Annotated in this window: 13 protein-coding genes; 3 read left to right on the top strand and 10 right to left on the bottom strand. The window is 74.7% G+C overall.

Annotated elements, in window-relative coordinates; translation table 11 throughout:
* Window positions 1-146: 146 nt before the first annotated feature.
* Entirely contained in the window at window positions 147-1,175 is a 1,029-nt protein-coding gene (gene gntD / locus ACWEQL_RS06810; RefSeq protein WP_452149110.1) for a guanitoxin biosynthesis L-enduracididine beta-hydroxylase GntD, read from the bottom strand.
* Between the two features lie 23 nt (window positions 1,176-1,198).
* Window positions 1,199-2,503 carry an MFS transporter gene (locus ACWEQL_RS06815; RefSeq protein WP_452149111.1) on the bottom strand — a complete coding sequence of 435 codons (1,305 nt, stop codon included), beginning with the start codon at window positions 2,501-2,503 and terminating at the stop codon, window positions 1,199-1,201.
* 337 nt (window positions 2,504-2,840) lie between these two features.
* On the opposite strand from ACWEQL_RS06815, the gene ACWEQL_RS06820 reads away from it, so the two are divergent.
* On the top strand, window positions 2,841-4,352 hold the full coding sequence (locus ACWEQL_RS06820) for a glycosyltransferase family 39 protein (RefSeq protein ID WP_452149112.1): 1,512 nt from the start codon (window positions 2,841-2,843) through the stop codon (window positions 4,350-4,352).
* Window positions 4,353-4,401: 49 nt separating this feature from the next.
* On the opposite strand, the gene ACWEQL_RS06825 is transcribed toward ACWEQL_RS06820, so the two are convergent.
* From ACWEQL_RS06825 to ACWEQL_RS06860, 8 genes are all read right to left on the bottom strand, one after another.
* Entirely contained in the window at window positions 4,402-5,175 is a 774-nt protein-coding gene (locus ACWEQL_RS06825; protein WP_452149113.1) for a PP2C family protein-serine/threonine phosphatase, read from the bottom strand.
* Window positions 5,172-5,882, bottom strand: coding sequence for an FHA domain-containing protein (locus ACWEQL_RS06830; RefSeq protein WP_452149114.1), 711 nt, complete (start codon window positions 5,880-5,882; stop codon window positions 5,172-5,174). Before ACWEQL_RS06830 ends, ACWEQL_RS06825 begins: the two co-directional genes overlap by 4 nt.
* Window positions 5,870-6,565 carry a 4Fe-4S single cluster domain-containing protein gene (locus ACWEQL_RS06835; protein ID WP_452149115.1) on the bottom strand — a complete coding sequence of 232 codons (696 nt, stop codon included), beginning with the start codon at window positions 6,563-6,565 and terminating at the stop codon, window positions 5,870-5,872. Before ACWEQL_RS06835 ends, ACWEQL_RS06830 begins: the two co-directional genes overlap by 13 nt.
* Window positions 6,562-8,457, bottom strand: coding sequence for an AAA family ATPase (locus ACWEQL_RS06840; RefSeq protein WP_452149116.1), 1,896 nt, complete (start codon window positions 8,455-8,457; stop codon window positions 6,562-6,564). The genes ACWEQL_RS06835 and ACWEQL_RS06840 overlap by 4 nt, the downstream gene beginning before the upstream one ends.
* 59 nt (window positions 8,458-8,516) lie before the next feature.
* Window positions 8,517-9,863 (bottom strand): hypothetical protein, encoded by a 1,347-nt coding sequence (locus ACWEQL_RS06845; protein ID WP_452149117.1) that lies wholly within the window; start codon window positions 9,861-9,863, stop codon window positions 8,517-8,519.
* The gene (locus ACWEQL_RS06850) at window positions 9,860-12,139 is read right to left on the bottom strand and encodes a serine/threonine-protein kinase (RefSeq protein ID WP_452149118.1); all 2,280 of its coding nucleotides are present in this window, start codon (window positions 12,137-12,139) and stop codon (window positions 9,860-9,862) included. The genes ACWEQL_RS06845 and ACWEQL_RS06850 overlap by 4 nt, the downstream gene beginning before the upstream one ends.
* 204 nt (window positions 12,140-12,343) lie before the next feature.
* The gene (locus ACWEQL_RS06855; protein ID WP_452149119.1) at window positions 12,344-12,646 is read right to left on the bottom strand and encodes a DUF1905 domain-containing protein; all 303 of its coding nucleotides are present in this window, start codon (window positions 12,644-12,646) and stop codon (window positions 12,344-12,346) included.
* Window positions 12,647-12,763: 117 nt separating this feature from the next.
* The gene (locus ACWEQL_RS06860) at window positions 12,764-13,465 is read right to left on the bottom strand and encodes a type 1 glutamine amidotransferase domain-containing protein (protein WP_452149122.1); all 702 of its coding nucleotides are present in this window, start codon (window positions 13,463-13,465) and stop codon (window positions 12,764-12,766) included.
* A 153-nt stretch (window positions 13,466-13,618) separates the two neighbouring features.
* On the opposite strand from ACWEQL_RS06860, the gene ACWEQL_RS06865 reads away from it, so the two are divergent.
* Both ACWEQL_RS06865 and ACWEQL_RS06870 read left to right on the top strand, forming a co-directional pair.
* Window positions 13,619-14,527, top strand: coding sequence for a LysR family transcriptional regulator (locus tag ACWEQL_RS06865; RefSeq protein WP_452149120.1), 909 nt, complete (start codon window positions 13,619-13,621; stop codon window positions 14,525-14,527).
* A gap of 93 nt (window positions 14,528-14,620) precedes the next feature.
* A partial coding sequence (locus tag ACWEQL_RS06870) for an SGNH/GDSL hydrolase family protein (RefSeq protein ID WP_452149121.1) occupies window positions 14,621-15,280 on the top strand: 660 nt, incomplete at its 3' end.

Below are 15,280 nucleotides of genomic sequence, written 5' to 3' on the forward strand. Positions count from 1 at the left end.
CCAAGCGGCGGCCGCAATTCCGTATCGACGTCGGGCGGATCTCCGGCCCGGCGGGATTGGAATATTCCTTTGCCAACCCCCAAACGGCGGGCTGAATTCCGTATCCGCGCCGGAGGTGCGTCACCGGTGGCCGCCCGGGGCGGTCATCAGTAGATGACCCGGGACTCCGCCGTCAGTCGCGTGTGGCGGGACTTTCGAAGATCGCGCGTGATATTCAGCCGCCGCAGCCAGCGGTCGGTGCCGTCGAAACGCGCCTGGAACGGCTTGCGGCCGTGGACCACGCGGTAGTTGTCGATGAAAACGATATCGCCGGGAGTCAGCGACACCCCGCCCATCGCGCCGTCCAGGGCCGCCCCGATCTCGTCCAGGGCCCGCTGCTCGTCCTCGCCCTGCACGCCCTGCATGTAGTACGGGTCGAGCCGGACGTACGGATCCTTCGGCGAGCCGAAGAGGACCGCGACCGGCTCGGGGGAGCGCAGGGCGCTCTCCACCCGCTCGGCGCTGCGCCGCTGGAGTTCGGCCACCTCGGGATCCTCCTCGGCGCCCTCGACCTGGTTCTGCGGACGGTGCGAGTCGTCCGGCAGGATCTTGAAGCGCTCCTGGGCCAGGGCCGCGCGCGTGGCGTCGTCGAGCCGCACGTCGGCGATGTCGGCGAAGGTGGTCTCCACCGCGTCGGGGTTGCGCAGGCACATGAGGCCCAGGTAGTCGGTGCGCAGGGGGTGGAAGGCGTCCTCGGTGTGCCAGGCGAGCGTCTCCGCGCTCCCCCAGCCGATCTGGCCGTGCTCGTGGGCGCGGATCGGGAAGATGTCGTGCATGAGCCGCCCGTCCTGCTGGGTGGCCCAGGCGATCGGCTCGCCGAGCAGGCAGGCGATGAGCAGGAACGGGATGTCGAGGCGCAGCGTCGCGTCGGGCGCGGCCTTGTCGCGCCAGTCCGCCGGGGTGGGCCCGAGCGCCGGGTCGTCGACCGGCAGCCCGGACACGACCAGCACGCCCGACGGCTCGGTCAGCCGGAAGTCGACCAGCGCCGTGCGCAGTTCGCGGGGCAGCTCGTGCGCGAAGACCGGGGCGGCCCGGTGCAGGGCGGGGTCCTCGATGGACGAGAAGCGCCCCGCGATCTCCGCGGTGATCTTCTCGATCGCGACGACGTCCTCGTCGCGCAACCGCAGCTTCAGCATCTTCGTTCCTCCTCTGTCGGTGGTCAGGAGTGCGCCGGCTCCCGTACCGCCGACGCGGACGGGCGGGGCAGCGAGAGACGGCGCAGGGTCGGGCTGAGGGTGGCGCCGGTGGCGACGACCACCAGCAGGGCGGCCGCGCCGAGGACGCTCACGACGTCGTCCCGGGTGCCGGTGGCGAGCGCGCCGGCGACGACCGGGCCGGCCGTGGCGGCCAGTTCGGAGCCGAGGCCGACCAGGCCGGACAGGCGTCCGCGCAGGCCGTCGGGAATCGCCGACAGCTGGCAGGTGATCACGGTCGTGTTCGCGATCGGCATGGCCATCGCGGCCACGCCCAGCAGCACGCCGAGCGGCACACCGCGCGGCGCGTACGCCATGACGCCGGCGACGGCGGCGAAGACCCAGGTCGAGCCGATGACCAGGGCCGCCGGGGAGAGCGCCGCCGCGTGCAGACGGTCGGCGATCAGGGCGCCGACCAGGCCGCCCGCGCCGAAGCACGTCATCATCAGGCCCATCTGCCCGGGGGCGACGTCGTCCTCGCCCGACACGATGAGGACGAGCACGACCAGGCTGTGGAAGGCGAGGTTCACACCGACGATCCAGGCCATCGTGGCCCGGATGACCGGCATGCGCAGCAGCGACCGGAACCCGCCGGGCTCCGCCGCGCCCTTCCCCCCGGCCGGGGTCCCGGCGGTCCGGTCATCGGCGGCCGGGGTCTGGCCGGCGGGGGCGTCGGCGCCCGACGGACCGGGGACGACCCGCGGCAGCTGCAGCGCCGCCAGCGCCACGAAGGACACCGCGAGCACCGTCGTGTTCAGCGTGAACGGCAGCGCCTCGTACAGCCCGAAGGTGAAGCCGGCCAGCGCCGGGCCGATCAGCAGCGCGGCGAACGGCCGGGCCGCGTTGCGCGCCAGCGCCTGCGGCAGCTGTTCCTGCGGCACGACCTGGGGCAGGGCCGCGTTCTCGGCCGGGACGAAGATCCCGGCGGCCGCGCCCTCGACGACCGCCACCAGCAGGACCTGCCACAGCGGGCAGTCGCCCCGCAGGACGGACACGGCGATGCTGAGCATCGCCACCGTGCGGACGCCCTGGGCGACCACCATCACCCGCTTGCGGTTCACCCGGTCGGCCAGCGCCCCGGCGGGCAGGCTGACCAGCGTACGGGCGCCGGCGAGCGCGGCGGCGACGCCGGAGACCGCGGCCGCCGAACCCCCGTGGGCGAGCAGGAGGAGCGGGAACGCGATGTACGCGACCTCGGCGGCCATCTCGGACAGGAACATCCCGGACCAGAGGATGCGGTAGTTCCGGTTGCGTGGCAGGGGAGTGGTCATGCCCTGGCTCTCCTGTGGTGACGGCGGCTGACGTCACCGAGTCTTCCGGCGGCCCCCGGCCCCCGCCACGAAGTTGACCCGTGGACGAAACTCCGAGGCCAACCGCCTCCCCGCCCCGGGCGCGGGCCGCGGCCTGCGCAATGTCGGCACGGGTCAAGTTCGTTGAGGCCGGCGGTGCGCACCCCGATATTTGAGGGCTGAGTCGTGCACGGCATCCGGCACGGCAGCGAGCCACGACGGCAGGGAGTCCCCGATGACGTTCGCGACAGCGACCGCTTCCCCGCAACAAGAGGAGTCCAGGCCCCCGGAGGGACTGACCCCCGTGCCATGGCGGCCGGTGTCCCTGACCGCCGCCGCCATGACGGTCTGCCTGATGCTGCTGGCCACCCGGCACGGCTACCACATCGACGAGCTCTACACCCGGGCGGCGAGCAGCCACCTCGCCTGGGGCTACATCGACCAGCCGCCGCTCGTCGCCCTCGTCGGCAAGATCGAGATCGCGCTGTTCGGGGACAACCTCTTCGGCTTCCGCGTGGTGCCGGCGCTGCTGTCCTCCGTCGCCGTGCTGCTCGCCGCGCTGATCGCCCGCGAGCTCGGCGGCGGCTCCCGCGCCCAGGTCCTCGCCTCGCTCATGGCGTTCGCCTCGGGCCTGGTCATGTACACCGGCCACATCATGGGCACCAACAACTGGGACGAGCTGACCTGGATCACCGCGGCCTGGCTGCTGATCCGGATGGTGCGCACCCGCGACACCCGCCTGTGGTGGGCGCTCGGCGTCGTGGTCGGCGTCGGCCTGACCGCGAAGTACCTGCTGGTCCTCCTGCTCCTCTGCCTCGGGGCCGGTCTGCTGGTGTTCGGACCGCGGTGGGTGCTGCGGACCTGGCGCTTCCCGGCCGCGGTCGGCGTGGCCGTGGTCATCTCCGCGCCGGTGCTGATCTGGCAGGTGGCGAACGGCATGCCGCAGCTGGAGATGAGCGCCGCGCTCTCCGTCGCGCTGGACGGCCTGGCCCGCAGCACCTTCATCCCGATGCAGCTGCTGCTCATCGGCCTGTTCCTGAACCCGGTGTGGATCGCCGGGCTGGTCGCGCTGCTGCGCCGTCCCGAGTGGCGCGACTACCGGTTCGTCGGCTGGTCGTACCCGCTGATGGTGGTGGTGCTGCTGATCGTCGGCGGGCAGGGCGCCTACACCACCTCGCTGCAGTTCGTGCTGCTCGCCGCGGGGGCCGTGGTGGTCGACCGCTGGGCGCGCAGCACCCCGCGCCTCGGGGTGATCGGCGGGCTGACCGGGCTCAACGCGCTGAGCTGCGCGATCCTGCTGCTGCCGCTGTTCCCGATCAACACCTACGCGGACAACCCCGCCCTCAAGAACCTGGCGATCGTCCAGTTCGACCAGGCCGGCTGGCCGGAGATGACCCAGCAGGTGAGCGACATCTACCACTCGCTGCCGGCGGACGAGCAGGCGCGCACCGTCGTCTACGGCAACCACTACGGCCAGGCCGGCGCGATCGACAAGTGGGGGCCGGACCACGGACTGCCGAAGGCGTACAGCGGCCACAACTCGTACGCCGACTTCGGCCGGCCCGGTGACGACAAGACGACCGTGATCACCATCGGCGTCGACCCGAAGCAGTTCGGTCAGCTCTTCCAGTCGTGCGAGGATCGCGGCGCCTACAGGACCGACCTGCCGTTGTCCGACGAAGGCCAGAAGTTCATGGTCTGCCGCGGCCCGCTGAAGTCCTGGGCGCAGATCTGGGAGCAGGTGCGCTGGATCGGCTTCCAGTGCCCGTACACGGCCGAGGCGATCACCTCGAAGAGCACCCAGGGGTGCAGCGACCGCGTGGAGGAGTAACGGTCGGGCCGGCCGCCGTCCTCACCGCGGCGGCCGGCTCCCGGCTCCGTCAGAAGCGCACCAGCAGGGCGGTGATGTTGTCCCGGCCGCCGGCGTTCATGGCGGCGACCCAGAGGGCCTTCACCGCCCGGACGTCGTCCCCGGGGTTCTCGGCGAGGATCCGTTCCATCACGGCCACGTCCACCAGGTCCGACAGCCCGTCGCTGCAGATCAGCCACCGGCCGCCCGGGACGTACCGCCCGGTGCCGGTGTGCGGGTGGACGGGCGCGAATCCCGCGGCGCCGCCGAGCGTCTGGAGCACGAGGTTCGTACGGCCGCCCGCCCGCCCCGGCCCGTTCCAGTCCGGCCCGTCCCAGTCCGGCGCGGGCGAGTCGTCCACCGACACCTGGCCCAGGTAGCCGCCGTCCTCGCGGTAGAGCCGGGAGTCGCCCACGTTGAACCAGGTCACCCGGTCAGGGGTCAGCCACAGCCCCGCGGTCGTGGCTCCCGCTCCGGCGCACGCCGGGTCGGCGCCGGCCAGCGCGTACAGCTCGGCGTTGATCGCCCGGAGCAGTTCGCCGGCGCCGCTCCGGGCCCGCTCCGCCAGCCGGCGGACGGTCAGGGCGGCGGCGACCTCGCCGGCGTTGTGGCCGCCGAGCCCGTCGGCGACCGCGACCACGGCCGGCTCCTCGACCAGCAGCCGCACCACCACGGGATCGGCGGTGTCCACCCCGGCCGCGGTCAGCGCGCCGATGACGAAGGCGTCCTCGTTGCCGCCCCGGACGGCCCCGCGGTGGGTCATCGCGGTGACGGTCACCTCGACGACGCCCCGGGGCCCGCTCACCGCCGGCCCCCCTCGACCGGCCGGCCCCCTTCGCCCGGCCGGTCGACGGAGATCCCGAGCGTGCAGTCCGCGGCCAGCCGCAGGACGTCGCCGTCCCGCAGGGGCGTGCGCGCGCCGGCGCTGACCGGGCCGCCGTTGACGAAGGTGCCGTTGGTGGAGTGCTCGTCGCGCACCCACGCGGTGCCGTCCGGCTCCAGACCGACGGTCGCGTGCTGGCGGGAGACGTTGTCGTAGCGTTCCAGCAGGCCGCGCGTGGTGTGGGCGGCCGGGGCGCGGCCGAGGAGCAGCGTGCTGCCCGGCGTCACGGTGCGCTCCACCGTGCCGAACCGGATCCGCAGGACGACGGTGGGGGCGTCGCGGCGGGTCGCGTGCACGTCCGGGGCCCGCTCCTCGGAGCCGGCGGGGGACGGGCGCGGCTCGCCCAGCATCCGCTGGCAGACCACGCACACCTGATTGGTCGCCACCGGGACCGGCGCCCCGCAGTGCGGGCAGACCCGGGGCCGCTCCTCCTCCGCCGTCACCGGACCGCCCCCGAGGGCGGTGTCCGGGGCCGCCGCGCCGACCGTCGGCGGGTGCGGGGGAGGGGGAGGCCCGGGCAGCGGGTAGCGGGCGACGACGGCACGGCTGAGGTTCCCCGAGCATCCCCGGCAGACGAGGTCGTCGTCCTCCGCCGTCAGCCCGCAGGACGAACAGATCAGCTGCGCCACGACACGTCCTCCATGGTGATGCCGGCCGACCGGAGCCGGGCGCCCAGGCGGTCCATGTCGCCCCGGCGGGGCACGCCGATGAACCAGATGCGGCCGTCGGCGACGGCGACCTGCATGGACGGCGGCCCGGCGGTGGCGGTCCCCTCGTACCGCTCGCGCCCGAGGTCGGTCAGCGCGGTCAGCCGCTGGTTGCTCGAACCGGCCCAGCGCAGCGCGGGGTCGGCGAGGCGCTCGACGTACGGGCCGGTGAGCACCGCGTCGCACCGCTCCAGCAGCGCGGGGTGCTCCCCGCGCAGCCGGGCGAGCGGGTACCCGCTGTAGACGAGCACGTCCAGGGGCGCCGGCCGCTCGCGGCGCCAGGCGTGGACCCAGTCCAGGAGCGCGGCGAGCGCCCGCGGCTGCTGGAACGGCTCACCGCCCGAGACCGTGATCCCGTCGAGCGGATCGGGCAGGCCGCGCAGCCAGGTCTGGAGGTGCGCGAGGTCCACGAGGGTGCCGGGATCGGCCGCCCAGGTGTCCCGGGAGACACACCCGGCGCAGCCGATCGTGCAGCCCTGCGTCCAGATGCCGGCCCGGGTGCCGGGGCCCAGCGAGGTCACCGGGTAGTGCGCCTTGTTCAGCATCAGCCGCACGGGGCCGGGGGAGGCGGCGGGGGTGCCGGGGGAGTCGGGGGAGTCCGTCATGCCAGCTCCACCGAGACGATGTCGCCCTCGCGCCGCAGGCCGGTCACCCGGACGTGCGCGCCCGCCGCCGGGTCGCGGTCGAACAGGGCCCGGGCGAGGGGGTTGACGAACTGCGACTCCAGGGCCATGCCGATGCCCCGTCCGCCCATGTGCGGATTGCCGGTGCAGCGCTCCAGCAGGGCGGCCCGGACCTCGGGGTCCACGTCCAGGGTGATGCCCTGCTCCTCGCGCACCCTGGAGACGATGTTGTCGAGCTGGAGGCCGAAGATGCGGCCGGCCGCCTCGCGGTCGACGAAGTTGAACACCACGATGTTGTCCCCGAAGCGGTTGAGCAGCTCCGGCCGGCCGAGGACCCGGGTGAAGTGGTCGCTGATCGCCGCCTTCATGCGGCCCTCGATCTCCTCGTACGGCATGTCGGGGTGCACCTGGGGCACGAGCCGCCCGGCGCCGTCGTCCACGTTCATGCCGAGGTTGGAGGTGAACACCAGGACGGACTCGGAGAAGTGGACCGTCGAGCCGCGCCCGTCCGTCAGCCGGCCGTCCTCGAGGATCTGCAGGAACTTGTCCAGGATCCGCGGGTGGGCCTTCTCGATCTCGTCGAAGAGGATCACCCGGAAGGGCTGTTGGCGCACCGCGTTGGTCAGCTCGCCGCCCGCCTCGAACCCGACGTACCCCGGCGGCGCCCCGATCAGCCGGTCCCCGGCGTGCTCCGAGGAGAACTCGCTCATGTCGAAGCGCAGGTAGGCGGACTCGTCCGCGAAGATCAACGACGAGATGGCCTTGGCCAGTTCGGTCTTGCCCACGCCGGTGGGACCGGCGAAGAACAGCACGCCGCGCGGCCGGGCCGAGGAGCTGGACTGCTGCGCGCCGGACAGCCCGAGGGCCGCCCGCTTCAGGATGTCGAGGGTCTTGGTGACGGCCTGCGGCTGTCCGACGACGCGCTGCGGGATCGAGTGCTGGCCGTCCGTGATCCGCTTGCGCAGGTACTCCCGCTTCCAGGGGTTGTCCATGACGCCGAGCTTGTAGATGCGGATCGCGTCCGGGAGCTCCGCCATCGTCAGACCGCGGTCCCGGGCCAGCCGGGTGACCTCGATCATCGCCTGCAGGGTGAGTCCGTCGGTCTGGGCCGCGAACGCCTCGCAGGCCTCGCCCGCCCGGGGGTCCGCGTCGAGGTCCGTGACGCCGAAGAGCCTCATCAGCAGGCGCGCGGTGGCCTGGCGGTCGCCCAGGTCCGGCGCCGGCAGCCCGATGGAGCGGATCTGGTCGTTGGCCGAGGTGAGCCAGGCCGGCAGGTCGCCCTCGCGGTCCGCCAGCCAGATCACCGGGTTGTACAGCGGGGTCGTCCGGCCGTTCTGCGCGCCCACCGGGACGGCCGTCCGGGAGAGCCGGGCGCAGAACCGGAAGAAGTCCCGCTCGTTGGGCTCCAGTTCCGTCGCGGTGCGCGCGATGCGGGAGGCGTCGTCGAGCGCGAGCGCCGCCCGGACCGGCTGCGCGGGGCGCGCCAGTTCGGCCATCAGCGTGCGCAGGGACTCCAGCGAGGGGAGCGTCCCCGGCCGCGGCCGCCGGGGGAGCAGCCGGGACGCGGCCTCCTCGGCCCGGTCGGACTCCTCGGCCGTGGCGCCGGCCGGCAGGTGCACCCGGAGGCCGTCCACGGGGTCGTGGACGAGCAGGCACGCGTAGCCGCTCGCCCGGAGCGTCTCCCAGAGCAGGTCCGGCAGGGACAGCAGCCGGGGGCGCCCGCTGCCGGACTCCCGGACGAGGAAGCTGTCGTGGCGGTTGCCCCACAGCACGAACTGGGAGTGGACGGGCAGGGTCGCCTCGAACTCCCGGACGAACGGCGGTCCCGCCGCCGGCGGGACGCCGTCAGGTGCGTGCGTGTCCTCGGCGGACAAAGCTTCCCCTCCCCATGTCACCGGCTCCCGGTCCGGAGCCCGTCAGTCCTTCGGCCGGGTCACCGGTCGCGCTCCCGGTGCTTCGGCCGCGCCCGGGTGCCCGGCACGGTGACCGGGGCGACGGCCAGGGGCACGGGCACCTGTCCGGGCGCGGTCGCGACCCGGACCTCCGTGCTCAGCCCCGCCCGGGCGAGGCGGTCGCGCAGCTCGTGGAAGTCCTGGCACCACTGCTCCTCGCGCTCGACGTCGACGTGCGCGTCGTCGTCCCCGCTCCCGGCGGCGGTGCGCACCAGCGCGGTCCGCACCTGGCCGGCCCGCTGGTCGACGACCAGGTTGACCGCGTGCTCGGGCCATTCGCCGCGCGACAGGCGCAGGACGCCGTCGGTGACGGTGAGCGTCTCGAAGTCCTGGCCGACCTGGTAGCCGAGGTCGGTGAGGGCGTCCGTCACCGTGGCGACCACGTAGCGCTGTTCGGCCTGGGCCTCGGCCGCGGCCCGGCAGTCGGCCACCCGGCGGCGCAGTGCCTCGTCGAGGGGGCGGCGGCCGTCCGCGACCTCGGTGAGCAGGGCCCGCACCGCGTCCGCGTCCGCGACCCGGGCGCTCCCGAGGTCGTGGAGGAGCCCGACCGCCTCGTCGGCGTCGCGGCGACGGGCCTGGGCGGCCTCGTTGGCCCGCTGGACCCGCAGCCTCGTCTCGGTCAGCCAGGTACGCGCCTCGTCGGGGGTGACCGCCGCGGCCACCCGAGCCGCGGCCAGCCGGGCACGCGCCCGGTCGGCCTCGGCGCAGTCCGGGAGGAGGCGCGACAGGACCCGGGTCAGGGTGTGCCCGGGGGCCTCCTGCGAGGAGGCGTCGTCCCCGTGCCCGGGGACGACGGCGGGGGCAGGGGAGGGCTCCGGGTGCTCCGCGAACAGCTCGGCGGCACCGATCAGCCGGCGCCCGCCGCCGTGTCCGGCCACCTCGGCGAACAGCTCCGACGCGAGGGCGCGGGCGGTCTGCTCCCGCAGCTCCCGCTCCGCGGCGGCCAGTTCGCGGTCGGCCTCGGCGCACCAGGCCTCCAGCGCGGACGTGGCCAGCGCCCCGCTGCCCTGCGCCCCGCTGCCCTGTGCCTCGGTGCCCAGCGCCTCGACGGGCAGCGGCTCCGGGGGCAGCGCGGTGATAACGGCGTCGCCGTACCGCCGCGCGAGCTCCTCGCGGGACGCGGCCAGGGCCGCGATCCGCGCGTTGCGGGCCTTCACCCCGCGGACGGCGGCGTCCCGGGCCGCCGCCGCCAGGAGGGCCGCCTCGCGGGCCGCCTCCTCCAGGCGCCGGGTGGCCTCGCGCAGCGCGGCGTCCTCCGCGGCCGCGCGCAGGGCCGCCGCGGTGAGGGCCGGATCACGCCGGTACGTCGTGCACTTGGGCCCGCTCATCGCTCCCCCATAGCCTGTGTCCGCTGTGCCTGGTGCACCGCGTGCCAATCCCGGTACCGGGCGAACGTCCAGTACCCGTACCCCGCCGTGACCACGAGGGTGACCGGTGACCAGGTCTCCAGCGTGACGATCAGCCAGGTCAGGGTGCCGAGCACCAGGTAGAGGAGGCAGCCCCCGCCGAAGGCGACCGTCCGCTTGCGCATGGGCCGCAACTGCGTCGCCACCGCCTCCCGCCGCCCGGACGCACGGCGGCCGAGCTCGGCGAGGCGGGCCTGGAGGGACCAGCGCGGGTGGTAGAGCTGCCCGAGCCTCGTCGCCAGGACCAGCTCGCAGGCGAGCGGGATCCCGCAGGTCACCGTCGCGGCGGGGATGAAGCGGGTCAGGAACTCCTCCTCGCCGGCCAGGGTGCCCAGGAGCAGCGGCAGGCCGACCGGCAGGGCGAACAGCAGGGCCACCCCGCCGAGGGCGCGCAGCACCGACTCGCCGGTGCCGGACTGCCGGGCCTCCTCGGAGGCCTGCCACTCGCGCCGGTGGGCCGCCGTCGCGGCCTCGTTGGCGCGGAGCACCTCCTCCAGGCGGCGGGCCTCGGCGACGGCGGACGGAAGGGTACGCAGGGCGGCGAGATGGCGTATCGGATCCCCGCCGTCGGCGAGCAGCGCGTCGAACCAGCCGATCCTGCCCGGGACGGACGCCGCGGAGTCCTCGGCCCTCCGGCGCAGCGCCCGGGCCCAGTCCGGGGCCACCGCGATGGCCAGCGCCTCCACCCGGATCTCCGAGTCCACGAGTTCGGTCCGGATCCTGGGCGGCAGCGTGGACGACTCCTGCAGACCGTCCCAGCGGGCGTTGAGGTCGCGCCAGCGGCGGTCCACGTCGGCGAGTCGGAGGGCGCCGTCGCCGAAGGTCGCGAGGGTGGCGAGCAGGTCGCGGTCGTACAGCTCGTCGACGAGCGAGCGCGCGGTCCGGCGGCCGTCGTCGTCCTGGGTGGACAGGGCCTGCTCGGCAAGGGTGAGCAGGTCCTCGGGGAGCAGGCGGGTGCCGCGGTAGACGGGCGGCATCGTCGGATCGAGCCAGTGCAGCAGCCGCAGCAGCTTGGCGTCCGGCACCTCGGCGCCCGGGAGGTGGATGTCGATCAGGTCCACGAGCTCCTCGACGCCGTCGTGCTCCGGATCGTCGAACTGCGCTAGCCAGGTGCGCAGTTGGCGCCAGCCCTGGCTGGGGTCGTCCGGCTCCCCCATGGACGCGAAGAACCGGCGCGCGGCGGTCTCCCAGTCCGCCGCCAGCGCCCGGGCGAGCGGCGTCTTCCCCGTGTACTTCACACCGTTGAACTGGAGCGGCGTACGGGCGGCGCCCGCGGGACCGCCACCCGGAGCGGGTAACTCCTCCGCCACCTCCGGGGTGCCGCCGTGGAGCCACCCGCGCACCTCGGCGGCGCCCCACCGGCGGCCCGGATCCCTGACCAGCAGCCCGCGGCAGAGCAGCCGCACCCGCTCGTCCGGCACGTCCGACACGTCGACCGGCCGGGTCGCCAGGTGATGGCGGACCGCCTGCTCCGACAGGCCGTCGAACGGCGCGCGGCCGGTGGCCAGTTGGCGGGCGATCACGCCCACCGCCCACCAGTCCTGCGAGCCCGACACCTCCGCGCTGAACAGGTACTCGGGCGCCGAGTACGCCAGCGTCCCGAACACCCGTTGGGTGAAGCGGGACGTCGCGTCCAGCGACTTGCTCACGCCGAAGTCCGCCAGCGCCAGCTCCAGCGGGTCCCTCCGGCGCAGGAGCACGTTCGACGGCTTCAGGTCGCCGTGCACGATCCCCGCGTCGTGCAGGTGCGCCACCGCCTCCGTCAGCTGGGAGACGACCACGGACAGGGCGGCCGGTGACATCACCGTCCCGGCCCGGACCAGGTCCTCCAGCGATCCGTGGGGGAGGTACTCCGACACCTCGAAGTCGCGCCCGTCCGAGAAGCCCGTCTCGACCACCCGGAGCACGTGGCCGGTGTCCAGCCCCCGCAGCCGCTCCCAGACCTCGGGCATGACCCGGATCCCGCTGCGGTACACCTTCGCGACGAACTCGCCCCCCGCCGCGTCGCGGACCAGCAGCACGTCCGCCTCGCGGCCCTGGTGCGGCAACTCCCCGACCACCGTGAACCGTTCGGCCAGCGCCGAGGGGAGTCGCAGCAGCGCCGCGGAGGCGCCGCCGTCGTCGCGGCGCGTCACCGCGGGATCGGGCGTGCCGTCTCCGGCGCGGACGTCGTCACGACGCGTCACATCAGCTGGCATGGCCGACTCTTCCAAACCGTCACCCCCGCCGGCGGCGGAATTCTCTCTGGCCGGGTCGTGCTCATGGTACTTCAGCCGTGCTCCGCGATCTCCGGAATCGGATGACTCGTCAGATGCGTTGGCCGGTACGGGAACACCGGCGAAAGACCTGGTGAACGACCGGATGGGCGGTGCCGGCGGATGGGCCGCGACGGCCCGGGCGGGTCAGGGGTCGACCGGCTCCACGGTCACCGTCGCGATGTCGCCCGTGTCGAGCGACTCGGCCTTGCGCACCGCGCGCTTGAGGGGCAGCACGTAGCAGCCGCTGCCGCTGTCCGGGAAGATCGAGGTCAGCCAGGTGGTACCGCCGATGGTGACCCGGACGCGCCGGGAGCCGAAACCGCGCGGCGGCCCGCCGGGGATGTCGCGGATCTCCTCGGAGACCTCGGCGGGAACGGTCACGAAGGTCCAGCTGTCGGCGCGCCGGGCCTCCCACAGATACAGCTCGGCGTCGAAGGTGAACGGCATGGCCCCAGCATCGCACGCGGCGCCGACAACGGGCCGGGCCGCGTGCGAGGCGGGCGGTGGCAGGGGCAGCGGCGGGTCTCGGTGCCGGGTCTCGGTGCCGGTGCTCGGTGCCGGTGCTCAGCGGCGGGCGAGCGCGGCCAGCAGCTCGGCGGCGAGCGGGGCCGAGGAGGCCGGGTTCTGGCCGGTGATCAGGTTGCGGTCGGTGACCACGTGGGGGGCCCAGGGCTCGCCGGCCCGCACGTCGAGGCCGGCCTCCCTGAGGCGGGTCTCCAGCAGCCACTTCGCGCGGTCGGCGAGGCCGGCCAGGGTCTCCTCGGTGTCGGTGAACGCGGTCACCCGGTAGCCGGCGAAGGCGTTGGCGCCGTCCTCGTCGACCGCGGCGAGCAGGGCGGCGGGGCCGTGGCAGACCACGCCGAGCGGCTTGCCGGAGCGCAGGACCCGGATGAGCAGCCGGCCGGAGTCGGCGTCGACGGCGAGGTCCTCCATCGGGCCGTGGCCGCCGGGGTAGAGGACGGCGTCGTAGTCGTCCGGGTCGACGTCCTCCAGGCGCACCGGGCTCTTGAGCTCGGCCATCGCGTCGAGGCCCTCGGCGACCCGGCGGGCGCCCTCCTCGCCGCCGTTGGCCTCGGGGGTGAGGCTGCCCCGGTCCGCGGTCGGGACGACGCCGCCCGGGGTGGCGACGGTGATCCGGTGGCCGGCCGCGGTGAGCGCCTCGTACGGGGTGACGGCCTCCTCGGCCCAGAATCCGGTGGGGTGCTCGGTGCCGTCGGCGAGGGTCCAGTGGGTGGCGCCGGTCAGCACGAAGAGGATCTTCGACATGGTGGGGTCTCCAAGGGGTTCGCGGCCGGGGCCGCTGCGCTTGACGTCCTCGAAGGTAGACCTCCTCAAGCATCGGGAACCAATGGACGCGCCGATGCCGGCCATCGGTGATCCGATGGCTCGCCCGGCGCGCGGGCCCGTACGCTCGGGGGCATGAGCGATCGGGAGCCCGGCCGGCCGGGGCCCTTGGACCTGAACCTGCTGCGCACCTTCCTGGCGGTGCACCGGCTGGGATCCTTCACCGCGGCCGGGCACCGGCTGGGCCTGTCGCAGTCGACGGTGACCACCCAGATCCGGGCGCTGGAGGGCCGGCTGGGCCGCGAGCTGTTCGAACGGCGGGCCCGCGGGGTGACCCCGCTGCCCTTCGCGGACGAGTTCGCCGTACGGCTGGCCGGTCCGCTCGACGACCTCGCGGGCGTCACCGGCGAGCGCCCGGACCCGGCCCCCGGGCCGGTGCACCTCGCCGGACCGGCCGAGTTCCTCGGGACCGTCCTGCTCGGGGTGCTCGCGCCGCTGGTGGCCGACGGCGTGCGGCTGCGGGTGGCCACCGGGCTGACCGATCCGCTGCTGGAGGAGCTGCGGGCCGGCCGCCACGACCTGGTCGTGGCCACCCGCCGGCCCCGCGGCCGGACCCTGCACGCCGAACCGCTCGCCGACGAGGAGTTCGTCCTGGTGGCCGCGCCGCTCTGGGCAGAGCGGCTGGCGGGACGGGAGCTGCCCGCCGCGCTGCACGAGGTCCCGCTGGTCAGCTACGCGGAGGACCTGCCCATCGCGCGACGGTACTGGCGGCACGTCTTCGAGCGCCGGCTGCACGCCCGGGCCGCGCTCACCGTCCCCGACCTGCGGGCCGTGCTCGCCGCGGTGGTCGGCGGGGCGGGCTGGAGCGTCCTGCCCGGCTACCTGTGCCGCGCGGAGCTCGCCTCCGGCGCGCTGCGGGTGCTCCACGAGCCGCCGGACCCGCCGATCAACACCGCCTACCTGGTCCAGCGGCCCGGCGGCCCGGCCGGTCCGCACGTCGCCCTGGTGCGGGAGCGCCTGCTCGAGGCCGCGAAGGGCTGGTGAACCGGGGCTCCCATGGGTCGCCGATGCGACTAGTCAACTAGGTGAATATAGTGGGCGGGGTCAGCCGGTGTGCTCGTCCGAGAGGGGCCCCTCATGTCGGAACTGCCCGACCCGCCCGCGCGGTACCTGCGGTACGTCGCCCTCGGCGACAGCCAGACCGAGGGCGTCGGCGACGGTGACGACGCGACCGGACTGCGGGGTTGGGCCGACCGCCTCGCCGAGCGGATCGCGGTCACCAGCCCGGGCCTCGGCTACGCCAACCTGGCCGTCCGGGGACGCCTCGCCGGGCAGGTCCGCGCCGGGCAGCTCGCCCCCGCCCTGGCCCTGCGGCCCGACCTGGCCACCGTGGTCGCCGGGTTCAACGACCTGCTCCGCCCGGGCTTCGACGCGGACGAGGTGGCCGGGCACCTGGAGGCGATGTTCGCCGCGCTCACCGCGCAGGGCGCCCGGGTCGCCACCGTGACCTTCCCCGACGCTGCCCGGATCACCCCGCTCGCCCGGCCGATCGGCCCCCGGGTGGTCGCGCTGAACGACCGCCTCCGCGCGGCCGCGGACCGGCACGGCGTCCTCGTCGCCGAGACCGCGCGGCACCCCGTGGTCACCGACCCGCGTCTGTGGAGCGCCGACCGGCTGCACGCCGGGCCGCTCGGGCACGACCGGATCGCCGCCGCGGTCGCCGAGGCCCTCGGACTGCCCGGCAGCGACGACTCCTGGAGCCGGCCGCTGCCCCCGCCGGAGCGCCCCGCGCCGACC

The organism is Kitasatospora sp. NPDC004240, assembly GCF_053603215.1.